Annotated in this window: 15 protein-coding genes; 9 read left to right on the top strand and 6 right to left on the bottom strand. The window is 70.9% G+C overall.

All coding sequences use genetic code 11. The annotated features are described in order from the left end of the window. The first annotated feature begins 213 nt into the window (after positions 1–213). The 3 genes from ACZ6D7_RS37730 (at position 214) to moaA (ending at position 3,328) form a co-directional block, all read left to right on the top strand. The gene (locus ACZ6D7_RS37730) at positions 214–570 is read left to right on the top strand and encodes a DUF485 domain-containing protein (RefSeq protein WP_469500796.1); all 357 of its coding nucleotides are present in this window, start codon (positions 214–216) and stop codon (positions 568–570) included. Next, on the top strand, positions 567–2,192 hold the full coding sequence (locus ACZ6D7_RS37725; RefSeq protein WP_469500795.1) for a solute symporter family protein: 1,626 nt from the start codon (positions 567–569) through the stop codon (positions 2,190–2,192). Before ACZ6D7_RS37730 ends, ACZ6D7_RS37725 begins: the two co-directional genes overlap by 4 nt. 146 nt (positions 2,193–2,338) lie before the next feature. Next, positions 2,339–3,328 carry a GTP 3',8-cyclase MoaA gene (gene moaA / locus ACZ6D7_RS37720; protein WP_469500793.1) on the top strand — a complete coding sequence of 330 codons (990 nt, stop codon included), beginning with the start codon at positions 2,339–2,341 and terminating at the stop codon, positions 3,326–3,328. Between the two features lie 46 nt (positions 3,329–3,374). On the opposite strand, the gene ACZ6D7_RS37715 is transcribed toward moaA, so the two are convergent. Next, positions 3,375–3,596, bottom strand: a complete 222-nt coding sequence (locus tag ACZ6D7_RS37715) for a hypothetical protein (RefSeq protein ID WP_469500792.1) — start codon at positions 3,594–3,596, stop codon at positions 3,375–3,377. Positions 3,597–3,783: 187 nt separating this feature from the next. After that, entirely contained in the window at positions 3,784–4,230 is a 447-nt protein-coding gene (locus ACZ6D7_RS37710) for a DUF3099 domain-containing protein (protein ID WP_469500789.1), read from the bottom strand. 202 nt (positions 4,231–4,432) lie between these two features. On the opposite strand from ACZ6D7_RS37710, the gene ACZ6D7_RS37705 reads away from it, so the two are divergent. Beyond that, positions 4,433–4,714 (top strand): GlsB/YeaQ/YmgE family stress response membrane protein, encoded by a 282-nt coding sequence (locus tag ACZ6D7_RS37705; protein WP_469500788.1) that lies wholly within the window; start codon positions 4,433–4,435, stop codon positions 4,712–4,714. A gap of 112 nt (positions 4,715–4,826) precedes the next feature. Here the strand turns inward: ACZ6D7_RS37705 and tyrS are convergent, their stop codons facing one another. From tyrS to ACZ6D7_RS37690, 3 genes are read right to left on the bottom strand one after another with little or no spacing between them, the layout of a single operon-like run. Further along, entirely contained in the window at positions 4,827–6,095 is a 1,269-nt protein-coding gene (gene tyrS / locus ACZ6D7_RS37700; RefSeq protein ID WP_469500787.1) for a tyrosine--tRNA ligase, read from the bottom strand. Positions 6,096–6,151: 56 nt separating this feature from the next. After that, positions 6,152–7,546 (bottom strand): metallopeptidase TldD-related protein, encoded by a 1,395-nt coding sequence (locus tag ACZ6D7_RS37695; RefSeq protein WP_469500785.1) that lies wholly within the window; start codon positions 7,544–7,546, stop codon positions 6,152–6,154. Then, complete coding sequence (locus tag ACZ6D7_RS37690) at positions 7,543–9,066, bottom strand: TldD/PmbA family protein (protein ID WP_469500783.1); 1,524 nt, start codon at positions 9,064–9,066, stop codon at positions 7,543–7,545. The genes ACZ6D7_RS37695 and ACZ6D7_RS37690 overlap by 4 nt, the downstream gene beginning before the upstream one ends. 258 nt (positions 9,067–9,324) lie before the next feature. Here ACZ6D7_RS37690 and fabG point away from each other — a divergent pair, with 258 nt between their 5' ends. From fabG to ACZ6D7_RS37675, 3 genes are all read left to right on the top strand, one after another. Beyond that, entirely contained in the window at positions 9,325–10,029 is a 705-nt protein-coding gene (gene fabG, locus ACZ6D7_RS37685; RefSeq protein WP_469500781.1) for a 3-oxoacyl-[acyl-carrier-protein] reductase, read from the top strand. 5 nt (positions 10,030–10,034) lie between these two features. Then, a complete protein-coding gene (gene fabI / locus ACZ6D7_RS37680) occupies positions 10,035–10,802 on the top strand; it encodes an enoyl-ACP reductase FabI (RefSeq protein WP_388401711.1) in 768 nt (255 codons plus the stop codon). A gap of 187 nt (positions 10,803–10,989) precedes the next feature. After that, positions 10,990–11,340: a hypothetical protein gene (locus ACZ6D7_RS37675; RefSeq protein ID WP_469500779.1), complete on the top strand. Its 351-nt coding sequence runs from the start codon at positions 10,990–10,992 to the stop codon at positions 11,338–11,340. A 30-nt stretch (positions 11,341–11,370) separates the two neighbouring features. On the opposite strand, the gene ACZ6D7_RS37670 is transcribed toward ACZ6D7_RS37675, so the two are convergent. Next, on the bottom strand, positions 11,371–12,060 hold the full coding sequence (locus tag ACZ6D7_RS37670; RefSeq protein ID WP_469500777.1) for a FadR/GntR family transcriptional regulator: 690 nt from the start codon (positions 12,058–12,060) through the stop codon (positions 11,371–11,373). A 70-nt stretch (positions 12,061–12,130) separates the two neighbouring features. On the opposite strand from ACZ6D7_RS37670, the gene ACZ6D7_RS37665 reads away from it, so the two are divergent. Together ACZ6D7_RS37665 and ACZ6D7_RS37660 are read left to right on the top strand one after the other, a co-directional pair. Then, positions 12,131–13,540: a CynX/NimT family MFS transporter gene (locus ACZ6D7_RS37665; RefSeq protein WP_469500775.1), complete on the top strand. Its 1,410-nt coding sequence runs from the start codon at positions 12,131–12,133 to the stop codon at positions 13,538–13,540. A gap of 43 nt (positions 13,541–13,583) precedes the next feature. Continuing rightward, on the top strand, positions 13,584–13,694 hold the full coding sequence (locus ACZ6D7_RS37660; protein WP_254876575.1) for an SGM_5486 family transporter-associated protein: 111 nt from the start codon (positions 13,584–13,586) through the stop codon (positions 13,692–13,694). Positions 13,695–13,819: the final 125 nt, after the last annotated feature.

The following is a 13,819-nucleotide window of genomic DNA, read 5'->3' as shown; positions in this document are numbered from 1 at the left end:
GTCCCGGACGGCCGCCGTCACCGTCCCCGAAAGGCCTCACCACCGTCCCCCGGAAAGCCTCACCGCCCTCCCCGAAACGTCCCCACAACGACTTTCGAAACAACCCGATCGAGTTGAACCGGCCCTAGCGCGCCGCCGTGACCTTGGACAGGGAGCCCGTGGACGATCGAGCCTCCCCGTACACCCCCGCCGCCCGCAATGCGAGGAGACTCCGTGGCCACCGAGACACCGCCCCCCTCGAATACCCAAGCCCAACTCCCCTCCACCGAGGAGTTCGTCGCGGTGCAGGAGAGCGCGGAGTTCGGTGAACTGCGTCGCTCCTACCGCGGCTTCGCCTTCCCGCTGACCGTCGCCTTCATCGCCTGGTACCTCCTGTACGTCCTGCTCTCCAACTACGCGGGCGACTTCATGGGCACCAAGCTCTTCGGCAACATCAACGTGGCCCTCGCCCTGGGCCTCGCCCAGTTCCTCACCACGTTCCTCATCGCCTGGTGGTACGCGCGGACCGCCGCCGCCCAGTTCGACCCCAAGGCCGACGCCATCAAGTCCCGGATGGAGGGCGGCGCATGAGCCCCGCACAGCAGACCCTGCTCGCCGCCGGCGAGGCCAGCGAGCACCGCCCGCTGATCATCACCCTGTTCGCGGTGTTCGTCGTCGCGACCCTCGTCATCACCGTCTGGGCCGGCCGCCAGACCAAGGACGCTGCCGACTTCTACGCCGGCGGCCGCCAGTTCACCGGCTTCCAGAACGGCCTCGCCGTCTCCGGCGACTACATGTCCGCCGCGTCCTTCCTGGGCATCGCGGGCGCCATCGCCCTCTTCGGCTACGACGGCTTCCTGTACTCCATCGGCTTCCTGGTCGCCTGGCTCGTCGCCCTGCTGCTGGTCGCCGAGCCGCTGCGCAACTCCGGCCGCTACACGATGGGCGACGTCCTCGCCTACCGCATGCGCCAGCGCCCGGTCCGCACGGCGGCCGGCACCTCCACCATCGTGGTCTCGATCTTCTACCTGCTGGCCCAGATGGCGGGCGCGGGCGTCCTGGTCTCCCTGCTCCTCGGCATCACCAGCGACGGCGGCAAGATCGGCATCGTCGCCCTGGTCGGCGTCCTGATGATCGTCTACGTCACCATCGGTGGCATGAAGGGCACCACCTGGGTGCAGATGGTCAAGGCGGTCCTGCTGATCGCCGGTGCCCTGCTGCTCACCTTCCTGGTCCTGCTGAAGTTCGACTTCAACGTCTCCGACCTGCTCGGCAGCGCCGCCGACAACGCCGGAAAGGGATCGGCCTTCCTGGAGCCCGGCCTGAAGTACGGCGCCACGGGCACCACCAAGCTGGACTTCATCTCGCTCGGCATCGCCCTCGTCCTGGGCACCGCGGGCCTCCCGCACATCCTGATCCGCTTCTACACCGTGCCCACCGCCAAGGCCGCCCGTAAGTCGGTCATCTGGGCCATCGGCCTGATCGGCGCCTTCTACCTGATGACCCTCGCCCTCGGCTTCGGCGCCGCCGCGCTGATCAAGCCGGAGGAGATCATCGCGTCGAACAAGGCGGGCAACACGGCCGCGCCACTGCTGGCCCTGCATCTGGGCGGGGTGGACTCCAGCTGGGGCGCGATCCTGCTGGCCACCATCTCGGCGGTCGCCTTCGCCACCATCCTCGCGGTCGTCGCGGGCCTCACCCTGGCCTCGTCCTCCTCCTTCGCGCACGACATCTACGCCAACGTGATCAAGAAGGGGCAGGCCTCCGAGAAGCAGGAGATCAACGCGGCCCGTTGGGCCACCGTCGGCATCGGCGCCGTCTCGATCCTCCTGGGCGCCCTCGCCCGCGACCTGAACGTCGCCGGCCTGGTCGCCCTCGCCTTCGCCGTCGCCGCCTCCGCCAACCTTCCGACGATCCTCTACAGCCTCTTCTGGAAGCGGTTCACCACCTCCGGGGCCCTGTGGTCGATCTACGGCGGACTCGTCACGGCGGTCGGCCTGGTGCTGTTCTCGCCGGTCGTCTCCGGCAAGCCCACCTCGATGTTCCCGGACGTCGACTTCCACTGGTTCCCGCTGGAGAACCCCGGCATCATCTCGATCCCGGTCGGCTTCCTGCTGGGCGTCGTCGGCACCCTCCTGTCGAAGGAGGAGCCCGACCAGGGCAAGTACGCCGAGCTGGAGGTCCGCTCCCTGACGGGCACCGGAGCCCACTGACCCCCTCCGGGCCGCGGCCGCGTCGTAGCTCCCTACGACGCGGCCGCGTCTTACCTCGTGGGATCGGGCCCTGTTGATGTCGGTGGCGTCACGTAGGCTCGCAGATGACGGAGAACACGCGATCCGCTGCGAGGGAGGGGGCCCACGTGCTCATCGACACCTACGGCCGAGTGGCCACCGACCTGAGGGTCTCGCTGACCGACCGCTGCAACCTGCGCTGTACGTACTGCATGCCCGAAGAGGGCCTCCAGTGGCTGGCCAAGTCCGACCTCCTCACGGACGACGAGATCGTCCGCCTGATCGACATAGCGGTCTCGGGACTCGGCATCGAAGAGGTCCGCTTCACCGGCGGCGAGCCCCTGCTGCGCCCCGGCCTGGTCGGCATCGTCGAGCGGGTCGCGGCCCTGACACCGCGCCCCCAGATGTCCCTCACCACCAACGGCATCGGCCTGAAGCGCACCGCCACCGCCCTCAAGGCCGCGGGCCTGGACCGGGTCAACGTCTCCCTCGACACCCTCCGCCCGGACGTGTTCAAGACCCTCACCCGCCGGGCCCGCCACCAGGACGTCCTCGACGGCCTCGAAGCCGCCCGCGACGCCGGCCTGACGCCGGTGAAGGTCAACTCCGTCCTGATGCCGGGCCTCAACGACGACGAGGCCCCCGACCTCCTGGCCTGGGCCGTGGAGCACGACTACGAGCTGCGCTTCATCGAGCAGATGCCCCTCGACGCCCAGCACGGCTGGAAGCGCGAGGGCATGGTCACCGCGGGAGACATCCTGGCCTCGCTGCGCACCCGCTTCGACCTCACCCCCGAGGGCAAGGACGAACGCGGCGCGGCCCCGGCCGAACGCTGGCTGGTCGACGGCGGCCCGCACCGCGTCGGCGTCATCGCCTCCGTCACCCGCCCGTTCTGCGCCGCCTGCGACCGCACCCGCCTCACCGCCGACGGCCAGATCCGCACCTGCCTCTTCGCCCGCGAGGAGACGGACCTGCGCACCGCCCTGCGCTCCGACGCGCCCGACGAGGAGATAGCCCGCATCTGGCGCCTCGCCATGTGGGGCAAGAAGGCGGGCTCCGGCCTCGACGACCCCACCTTCCTCCAGCCCGACCGCCCGATGTCGGCGATCGGCGGCTAGGGCCTTTCCTGGAGGGGACACCCGGACCCTCGGACCCCTGGACCTCTTAGGGCGTCGTCCCGTCCGACTCCCACTCCGTCAGCGGGACGACATCCTTCAGAAAGCCCCGTACGCCGAGGAACTGCGACAAGTGCTCACGGTGTTCCTCGCAGGCCAGCCATGTCTTGCGGCGGTCCGGGGTGTGGATCTTCGGGTTGTTCCAGGCGAGCACCCAGACGGCATCGACGCGGCAGCCCTTGGCGGAACAGATGGGGGTCTCGTCAGTCACAGGTCCGTCTCACAGATGCGCACACAAAGGCGACGCCGAGCAGCCACGGGGGGAGCTGCCCGGCGTCGGTCCGTCGCTCCGACGGGGGATGCGGAGCGCGTACGAAGTATGTCACGGCCGACCCTTCACAGGGGACCTCAACAGCATGATTGATCTGAGGTTTTATTGAGCTTGGCGCACAGCCGGTTCACTGTGTGCGCTCAGTCCGGTCGGACACCGTGTCCGCCCGGCCGGACGCCCTCTCCTCCCGGAGGGGTTCCGCGACGGGCTCCTCTTGCGCCGTGCGTTCCTCCCCCGAAGGGGATCCCGCCGGGGCCTCGTCCGCCCGCGGCGGCGCGATCATCGGCTGGACGGGCGTGCTCACGAACGTCGACGGCAGCCCCGGCGCGTTCTCCCGCCCCGCGTTGGCTATCACCACCGCGATATAGGGGAGCAGTGCCCCCAGGACGATCGCCACGAACGCAACATGCCGCTCCACGTTCCACAGCACCGCCGCCAGGATCACCGACACCGTACGGATCGACATCGAGATGATGTACCGGCGCTGCCGGCCGCGCACATCCTCCTGCAGCCCCTGCCGGGCCCCGGTGATCCGGAACACCTGGACGTTGCCGCCGCCACCCTGCTTCCGCATCGCATTCCACCATCCGCCCGCGTCACGCTCTCCCCGGGCTCCCACGTTACGCCGCGGCTCCGCCGCCTTCGAGACCGGGGCGCCCAGGGCCTGGGCGAACCTCCTGCGCCGCCCCGCGTACAGCCGTACCCGACATGCGCCGTACGGGGGACGGCCCGAGACTGAGGGCAATGCTCACGTCGAGCCGTACGAGGAGGCAGCCATGGGCTGGTTGTGGGCGATCATCGTGGGATTCGTGCTGGGTCTGATCGCCAAGGCGGTCCTGCCCGGCAAGCAGCACAGCCCGCTCTGGCTGACCACCATCTTCGGCATTCTGGGCGCCGTCGTCGGCAACGCGATCGCCCGGGGCTTCGGCGTCGAGGCCACCTCGGGCATCGACTGGTGGCGCCACCTGTTCCAGCTGGCCGCCGCGATCGTCATCGTCGCGCTGGGCGACAGGGCGTACATGGCGACGCTGGGCAAGAACAAACAACAGCGGGCGTGAACCCGGCGTGCCTGAAGGGGCGCGGGGAACCGCGCGAGCGACCACGGCCGAGGCCGCGGTCCGCGGCAGCAACGTCGCCGTCACCGCCGCCGATCCCGCACCCCTACGGCGCTCAGGCCCCGGTGACCTCGACGGCCGCCAGGTTCTTCTTCCCCCGCCGCAGCACCAGCCACCGCCCGTGCAGCAGGTCCTCGGCCGCCGGGACGGAGTCCTCCGCCGTGACCTTCGCGTTGTTCACGTAGGCCCCGCCCTCCTTCACGGTGCGCCGCGCCGCGGACTTGCTGGCCACGAGGCCGACCTCGGCGAACAGGTCCACGACCGGACCCAGCTCGGCGACCTGGATGTGCGGCACCTCGGACAGCGCCGCGGCCAGCGTCCGGTCGTCGAGGTCCGCCAGCTCGCCCTGCCCGAAGAGCGCCTTCGACGCGGCGATCACCGCGGCCGTCTGGTCCGCGCCGTGCACCAGCGTCGTCAGCTCCTCGGCCAGCGCCCGCTGCGCCGCCCGCGCCTGCGGCCGCTCCTCGGTCTGCTTCTCCAGCTCTTCCAGCTCCTCACGGGAGCGGAACGACAGGATGCGCGAGTACGTCGAGATGTCCCGGTCGTCCACGTTCAGCCAGAACTGGTAGAACGCGTACGGCGTCGTCATCTCCGGGTCGAGCCAGATGGCGCCGCCCTCGGTCTTGCCGAACTTGGTGCCGTCCGCCTTGGTCATCAGCGGCGTCGCCACCGCGTGCACGTTCGCGTGCGGCTCCAGCTTGTGGATCAGGTCCAGCCCGGCCGTGAGGTTGCCCCACTGGTCGCTGCCGCCCTGCTGGAGCGTGCAGCCGTAGAGTCGGAAGAGCTGGAGGAAGTCCATGCCCTGGAGGATCTGGTAGCTGAACTCGGTGTAGCTGATGCCCTGGTCGGACTCCAGCCGGCGGGCCACGGAGTCCTTCGTCAGCATCTTGTTGACGCGGAAGTGCTTGCCGATGTCCCGCAGGAACTCGATCGCGGAGAGACCGGCGGTCCAGTCGAGGTTGTTGACCATCACGGCCGCGTTCTCGCCCTCGAAGGACAGGAACGGTTCGATCTGGCCGCGCAGCTTGTCGACCCAGCCCGCGACCGTCTCCGGGGCGTTCAGGGTGCGCTCGGCGGTCGGGCGGGGGTCGCCGATCAGACCCGTGGCGCCGCCGACCAGCGCCAGCGGCCGGTGACCGGCCTGCTGGAGCCGGCGCACGGTGAGCACCTGCACCAGGTGCCCGACGTGCAGGGACGGCGCGGTCGGGTCGAAGCCGCAATAGAACGTGACGGGACCGTCCGCGAGCGCCTTGCGCAAGGCGTCCTCGTCGGTGGACAGGGCGAACAGGCCCCGCCACTTCAGCTCGTCGACGATGTCCGTCACGGTTCTCGTATCTCCTTGATGATCCTCGGGCAGTCGCACGACTGCCGGGTACGAGGTTATACGCCCTGACTGACAGAGCTCATATTGAAATCGGGCACCCGCAGCGCGGGCATCGCGGCCCTGGTGAACCAGTCGCTCCACTCCCGGGGCAGCGTCTTCTCCGTGCGCCCCGCCTCCGTGGCCCGGCCCAGCAGCCCGACCGGCGACTCGTTGAACCGGAAGTTGTTCACCTCGCCCACGACCTCGCCGTCCTCGACGAGGTAGACGCCGTCCCGGGTCAGCCCGGTCAGCAGCAGGGTCGCCGGGTCCACCTCGCGGATGTACCACAGGCAGGTCAGCAGCAGCCCGCGCGTGGTGGACGCGACCATTTCCTCCAGCGAGCGGTCCGCGCCGCCGTCCAGGATCAGGTTCTCGCCGGCGGGCGCCACCGGCAGGCCGGTCAGGCCCGCGCTGTGCCGGCTGGTCGTGAGGTGCTTCAGCTCGCCCTCGCCGATCCACTCGGTGGCCCGCAGCGGCAGCCCGTTGTCGAACACGGACTGGTCGCCGCCGGAGGAGTGCGCGATGACGAACGGCGCCGACTCCAGGCCGGGCTCGTTCGGGTCGCTGCGCAGGGTCAGCGGCAGCGCGGACAGCTTCTCGCCGAGGCGCGTTCCGTTGCCCGGCTTGGAGAACACCGTCCGGCCCTCCGCCGCGTCCCGGCCCGACGCCGACCAGAACAGGTAGATCAGCAGGTCCGCGACGGCCGTCGGCGGCAGCAGCGTCTCGTACCGCCCGGCGGGCAGCTCGACCCGCCGCTCGGCCCAGCCCAGGCGTACGGCCAGCTCGGCGTCGAGCGCCCCCGGGTCGACGTCCTTGAAGTCCCGCGTGGAGCGGCCCGCCCACGCCGAGCGCGTACGGTCCGGCGACTTGGCGTTCAGCTCCAGCGTCCCGGTCGGCTGGTCGTGCCGCAGCCGCAGCCCCGTCGAGGTGCCCATGTACGTCGTCACCAGCTCGTGGTTGGCGAAGCCGTACAGCTCCCGGCCACCCGCACGCGCGCGTGCGAACGCCTCTCCGAGCGCCGGGGCGAACTCGGCGAACACCGCGGACGACGTCTCCGTCGGGCCCTCCGTGAAGTCGGGGGACTCCGCCACCCCCGTGACCAGCGGCTGCGCGTCCTCGGCGGGCCCGGCGCCGCGCGCGGCCGCCTCGGCGGCCCGGACGAGGGGCTCCAGCTCGTCCACCGTCACGGCGGACCGCGAGACCACCCCGGAGGCCGTGCCCTCCTTGCCGTCCACGGTCGCGATCACGGTGAGGGTGCGCCCGCGCGTGACACCGTTCGTGGTGAGCGTGTTGCCGGCCCAGCGCAGGTTCGCCGTCGACTCCTCGTCGGCGATCACGACACAGCCGTCGGCCCGGGACAGCTCGAGGGCGCGCTCGACGACCTCGTGCGGCTTGTGGGTACGGGCGCTCATCGACCGGCCTCCTGCGTGGTGTTGAGGATGTTGACTCCCTTGAACAGCGCCGAGGGGCAGCCGTGCGAGACGGCGGCGACCTGCCCGGGCTGGGCCTTGCCGCAGTTGAAGGCACCGCCGAGGACATAGGTCTGCGGCCCGCCCACCGCCGCCATGGACCCCCAGAAGTCGGTGGTCGTCGCCTGGTAGGCCACGTCCCGCAGCTGCCCGGTGATCCGCCCGTTCTCGATCCGGAAGAACCGCTGCCCGGTGAACTGGAAGTTGTACCGCTGCATGTCGATGGACCACGACCGGTCCCCGACGACGTAGATGCCCCGGTCCACGCTGCCGATGAGGTCCTCGGTCGACATCCCGGCCGGGTCCGGCCGCAGCGACACGTTCGCCATGCGCTGCACCGGCACATGTCCGGGGGAGTCGGCGAAGGCGCAGCCGTTGGACCGCCCGAGCCCGGTGAGCTTCGCGATCCGCCGGTCCAGCTGGTAGCCGACGAGCGTGCCGTCCTTCACCAGGTCCCAGGACTGTCCCTCGACGCCCTCGTCGTCGTAGCCGACGGTCGCCAGACCGTGCTCGGCCGTGCGGTCACCGGTGACGTTCATCAGCTCGGAGCCGTACCTCAGCTTGCCGAGCCGGTCGAAGGTGGCGAAGGAGGTGCCGGCGTAGGCGGCCTCGTAGCCGAGCGCCCGGTCCAGCTCGGTGGCGTGGCCGATGGACTCGTGGATGGTCAGCCACAGGTTGGACGGGTCGACGACCAAGTCGTACAGCCCGGCGTCGACGCTCGGCGCCCGCATCTTCTCGGCGAGCAGCTCCGGGATCCGCTCCAGCTCCTCGTCCCAGTCCCAGCCGGTCCCGGTGAGGTACTCCCACCCCCGCCCGACGGGCGGCGCGATGGTGCGCATCGAGTCGAACTCGCCGCTGGACTCGTCCACCGACACCGCCGTCAGCGCGGGGTGCAGCCGCACCCGCTGCTGGGTGGTCACCGTCCCCGCCGTGTCGGCGTAGAACTTGTTCTCGTGCACGGTGAGCAGCGAGGCGTCGACGTGGTTGATCCCGTCGGCCGCCAGCAGCCGCGCGCTCCACTCCGCGAGCAGCGCCGCCTTCTCCTCGTCGGGCACGGTGAACGGGTCGATCTCGTACGACGACACCCATGTCTTCTCGGCGTGCACCGGCTCGTCCGCCAGCTCCACGCGCTCGTCCGACCCGGCCGCCCTGATCACCTGCGCCGACAGCTTCGCCATCGCCACGGCCTGCGAGGCGACCTTGGCGGCCGCGTCCATCGTCAGGTCGACGCCCGACGCGAACCCCCACGTCCCCCCGTGCACCACCCGCACCGCGAACCCCAGGTCGGTCGTGTCCGACGACCCGGACGGCTTGGCGTCCCGCAGCCGCCACGACGCACTGCGCACCCGCTCGAACCGGAAGTCCGCGTGCTCCGCCCCGAGCGCACGCGCGCGTGCGAGAGCGGCGTCGGCGAGAGCCCTCAGCGGTAGCGCCAGAAATGACTGATCGACCTCATGGGCCACGAGGGCCTCCCCTTGTCACGGTCGGAAGAGATGGGTTCGTCCGCAGTGAATCATGCAGGGTCGACGCACCGTCATCCAACGGATTCGGCCGCTCTCACCGGGCCGGGCCGACTGTAGGAATCCGACAGCCAGCTCTCCGAGCCACTGTCGGTGCCCGAATGTCCGCATGCCGGAGCGGACCGATAGGTTTCGAGGTAAACCGCCTGCCGTCCAGGTTTCGGGCGGGTGTGTTCAGACCCCTATCGAAAGGGTGATCCGTTGAGCCGCTCGGTTCTCGTCACCGGAGGAAACCGGGGCATCGGCCTCGCCATCGCCCGCGCGTTCGCCGACGCCGGCGACAAGGTCGCGATCACGTACCGCTCGGGCGAGCCCCCGGCCGGCTTCCTGGCCGTCAAGTGCGACATCACGGACCCGGAGCAGGTGGAGCAGGCCTACAAGGAGATCGAGGCCGAGCACGGCCCGGTCGAGGTCCTGGTCGCCAACGCCGGCGTCACCAAGGACCAGCTTCTGATGCGCATGTCCGAGGAGGACTTCACCTCGGTCATCGACACCAACCTCACCGGCACCTTCCGCGTCGTCAAGCGTGCCAACCGCGGCATGCTGCGCGCCAAGAAGGGCCGCGTCGTCCTGATCTCCTCGGTCGTGGGCCTGCTCGGCTCCGCGGGACAGGCCAACTACGCCGCCTCCAAGGCCGCTCTCGTCGGCTTCGCGCGCTCCCTCGCCCGTGAGCTGGGTTCGCGCAACATCACCTTCAACGTCGTCGCACCCGGCTTCGTGGACACCGACATGACCAGGGCGCTCACCGACGAGCAGCGCGCGGGCATCGTCTCGCAGGTGCCGCTCGGCCGGTACGCCCAGCCGGAGGAGATCGCCGCGACGGTGCGGTTCCTCAGCTCGGACGACGCCTCGTACATCACTGGAGCCGTCATCCCCGTTGACGGCGGACTGGGAATGGGTCACTGATCACCATGAGCGGAATTCTCGAGGGCAAGCGCGTCCTGATCACCGGTGTGCTGATGGAGTCCTCCATCGCGTTCCACACCGCCAAGCTGGCCCAGGAGCAGGGTGCCGAGATCATCCTGACCGCGTTCCCGCGGCCCACCCTGACCGAGCGCATCGCCAGGAAGCTGCCGAAGCCCACCAAGGTCATCGAGCTGGACGTCACCAACGACGAGCACCTCGGCCGCCTCGCGGACATCGTCGGCGAGGAGCTGGGCGGCCTCGACGGCGTCGTCCACTCCATCGGCTTCGCCCCGCAGGACGCCCTCGGCGGCAACTTCCTCAACACGCCGTTCGAGTCGGTCGCCACGGCCATGCACGTCTCGGCGTACTCCCTGAAGTCGCTCACCATGGCCTGCCTGCCGCTGATGCAGAACGGCGGCTCGGTCGTCGGCCTCACCTTCGACGCGCAGTACGCGTGGCCGCAGTACGACTGGATGGGCCCGGCCAAGGCCGCCCTGGAGGCCACCAGCCGCTACATGGCGCGCGACCTGGGCAAGCAGAACATCCGCTGCAACCTCATCTCGGCGGGCCCGATCGGCTCCATGGCCGCCAAGTCCATCCCGGGCTTCGCCGACCTGGCCGCCGTCTGGGACAGCCGCTCCCCGCTGGAGTGGGACCTCAAGGACCCCGAGCCGGCCGGCCGCGGTGTCGTCGCCCTGCTGAGCGACTGGTTCCCGAAGACCACGGGCGAGATCATCCACGTGGACGGCGGGCTGCACGCCATCGGAGCCTGACGCCGCCGCCGAGAGCGACGACCGAAGGGGACGCCTGAAGGGGGAGGGCCCGCGCTGTTTCGGCGCGGGCCCTCCCCCTTCACCCGTTCGGCCCAGCCGGCCGGGCGGCAGGGGCTGCGACCAGGCACGCTGGAGTACGCGTTCACACACGCGCTTCCCTCCCCAGCTCTGCCGAGGAGGTTCCCTTGTGCGCCTGTTCCGTAGCCTCGCCCCAGTGACCGCAGCCGTCGCCCTCGTTCTCGGTCTGCCGTACGAGGCGCTTCCCCACGCGCGCGTGGAGCACACCGCGCGGTCCGAGCAGCCCGAGCCGTTCGGCGCGGAGTGCCGCACCACCGTCCGCGGCTCCCATGTCGTCGCCTACTGCCACAACCCCTACGCCGAGACCGACCGCGTCCGTCTGCACATCGAGTGCGACCGCTGGTGGGACCTCGACACCGACGGAGCCCCCGCCGATGCCGGGCCCGCCATGACCGTACGGCTGACCGGCCGCTGCTGGAAGGAGGTCCGCTCGGCCTGGGTCAGCCATGAGAAGGGCTGAAGGCGGGCCCTGGGCGGCCAGCGGCCCTCGTCAGCCCTCGGTCGTCGTGAACCGCCCCGGGCGGCACAGGAACGGGTAGCCGGCCGCCTCGGCCGCCGCCGTCTCCGTGTCGCCCGCGCGGATCGCGTCCACCAGTCGCGCGTGGTCCATGTGCGTCTCCGGCGTCAGCTCCTCGCCGATGTCCCCGCGCAGCCAGTCCCGCAGCACCTCGCCCAGGTCGGCGTACATCGCCGTCATGACGTCGTTGTGGGAGGCGGCCACCACCGCCAGGTGGAAGGTCGCGTCCGCCGTCACGAACGTCTCCGCGTCGCCCGACTCCCACGCCTCCTCGCGCCGCACCAGGAGCGCGTCCAGCTGCTTGAGGTCCTTCTCGGTGCGCCGCTCGGCCGCCAGCCGCGCCGCGCTCGACTCCAGGGTGGCGCGCAGCTCGGCGATGTGCCGGGGGTCGGCGTCGGCGAAGCGGCGGTGCATCACGCCCGCCAGCTCGCTGGTCGCGACGACGTACGTGCCCGAGCCCTGCCGGATGTCCAGCAGTCCGTTGTGCGCGAGGGCGCGGACGGCCTCGCGCACCGTGTTGCGGGCCACGCCCAGCTGCTCGACCAGCTCGGGCTCGGTCGGGATGCGCGAGCCGACCGGCCACTCGCCCGAGGTGATCTGGGTGCGCAGCGCGGCGATGACCTGTTCGGACAGCGCCGAGCGGCGGGGATGACTCAGGGGCATGGCACACCTTCGCACGGGCGGGACGGAGCGGACGTACCCGGGGATGGACAACCAATCATCCCATGATTCTATGATGTGCGGCATGGCGCGCGAGGAAACCCGGACCACGACGTCCACCCCCATCCGCCGCTCCCCGGCCGGCCTGTCCGCGGACGACGGCCCGCAGGCGGCCACACACGCGTGGACGGCACGGCTGCTCATGGCCGGCATCGTGCTGGCCGCCCTCAACCTCCGCCCCGCCATCACCAGCCTCGGCGCCCTCCTCGAAGAGGTCCGCGACGGGCTCGGCATGAGCGCGGGCCTGGCAGGGCTCCTCACCTCCGTGCCGCCGCTCTGCTTCGCCGTCTTCGGCATCACGGCCCCCCGCCTCGCCCGCCGGTTCGGGCCCGCCGCGGTGGTGTGCGCCGGGATGGCGGCCATTGCCGCGGGCCTGCTCATACGGCCGTACGCGGGCGGTACGGCCGGCTTCGTGGCCGCCAGCGCCCTCGCGCTCATGGGCATCGCCGTGAGCAACGTCCTGATGCCGGTCATCGTCAAGCGCCACTTCCCCGACCGGGTCGGCTCCATGACCGGCCTGTACTCGATGGCCCTCGCCCTCGGCACCTCGACCGCCGCCGCGGTCACCGTCCCCCTGACCGATGCGCTGGGCGGCAGTTGGCGGACCGGCCTCGCGGTGTGGGCGGGCCTGGCCGTGGCCGCCCTCCTGCCGTGGCTGGCGTTCGTCCGGCAGCGCCGGGAGACGACGGGGAGCGGCGTGGGTGGCGCCGGGAGCGCCGCCGGTAGGGCGAACGGGTCCGCGGACGGAGCGGAGCGCTCCGCCCCGCAGCCCCACGCGCGCGTGACGGAACCCCGCGCGCGCGTGACGGAACCCCACGCGCTCGGGGCGGAACCCCCGCTGCCCATCACCCGCAGCCGTACCGCGTGGGCGCTCGCCGTGTTCTTCGGGCTCCAGGCCACCGCCGCCTACATCACCATGGGCTGGATGGCGCAGATCTTCCGGGACGCGGGCGTGCCCGCCGCCACGGCCGGGCTGCTCCTCGCCGTCACCATGGTGATGGGCGTGCCCCTGTCCTTCGTCATCCCGCGCCTCGCCACCCGGCTGCCGCACCAGGGCCCGATCGTGATCGCGCTCGGCGTCTGCGGCCTCGCCGGATACGCCGGCCTGTACCTCGCGCCCGCCGGGGGCGCCTGGCTCTGGGCGCTGCTGCTCGGCGTCTCGAACTGCGCCTTCCCGCTGGCCCTCACGATGGTCGGCATGCGCGCCAGGACCGGCGCCGGAGTGGTCCGGCTGTCGGCGTTCGCGCAGAGCACGGGCTACCTGATCTCGATCCCCGGCCCGCTCCTGGTCGGCGTGCTCTACCAGCACAGCGGCGGCTGGGGAGCGCCGCTGGCGCTGATGGCAGCGCTGATGCTCCCGCAGATGATCGTGGGCGTGCTCGCGGGCCGCGACCGCACGGTGGAGGACGAGACCGCCCGCTGACCCCGCCGGAACCGGGGCGCACGCGGAATGCGAGACTGGGCCCATGCTCGACCCGAACCCGCAGAACGGCCAGAAGAAGATGCTCCTCGTCTTCGGCTCGTTCCTCGCCATCTTCGTGATCATCGCCGTCATCGCGACGATCGCCTCGCCTTGACGATCGCCTCGCCTCGACGCCCCCCTCGTCTTGACGAGCGGATCGCTGTGACGATCCCTTCGCCTTGACGATCGTCTCGCCCTGAGCCCTGAACGATCCCCGCCGTGCCGTCACCGTCCGGGCTC

The organism is Streptomyces sp. NPDC041784, assembly GCF_055591025.1.
The sequence above is the reverse complement of the archived record's forward strand: the minus strand, read 5'-3'. Positions and strand labels throughout refer to the sequence as shown.

What these genes read in the sequence shown, in the direction of transcription:
- ACZ6D7_RS37725 (WP_469500795.1), top strand. Translation starts at nt 567, where the DNA reads ATGAGCCCCGCACAGCAGACCCTGCTCGCCGCCGGCGAGGCCAGCGAG.
- ACZ6D7_RS37710 (WP_469500789.1), bottom strand. Translation starts at nt 4,230, where the DNA reads ATGCGGAAGCAGGGTGGCGGCGGCAACGTCCAGGTGTTCCGGATCACC.
- ACZ6D7_RS37705 (WP_469500788.1), top strand. Translation starts at nt 4,433, where the DNA reads ATGGGCTGGTTGTGGGCGATCATCGTGGGATTCGTGCTGGGTCTGATC.
- ACZ6D7_RS37695 (WP_469500785.1), bottom strand. Translation starts at nt 7,546, where the DNA reads ATGAGCGCCCGTACCCACAAGCCGCACGAGGTCGTCGAGCGCGCCCTC.
- fabI (WP_388401711.1), top strand. Translation starts at nt 10,035, where the DNA reads ATGAGCGGAATTCTCGAGGGCAAGCGCGTCCTGATCACCGGTGTGCTG.
- ACZ6D7_RS37670 (WP_469500777.1), bottom strand. Translation starts at nt 12,060, where the DNA reads ATGCCCCTGAGTCATCCCCGCCGCTCGGCGCTGTCCGAACAGGTCATC.
- ACZ6D7_RS37665 (WP_469500775.1), top strand. Translation starts at nt 12,131, where the DNA reads ATGATGTGCGGCATGGCGCGCGAGGAAACCCGGACCACGACGTCCACC.
- ACZ6D7_RS37660 (WP_254876575.1), top strand. Translation starts at nt 13,584, where the DNA reads ATGCTCGACCCGAACCCGCAGAACGGCCAGAAGAAGATGCTCCTCGTC.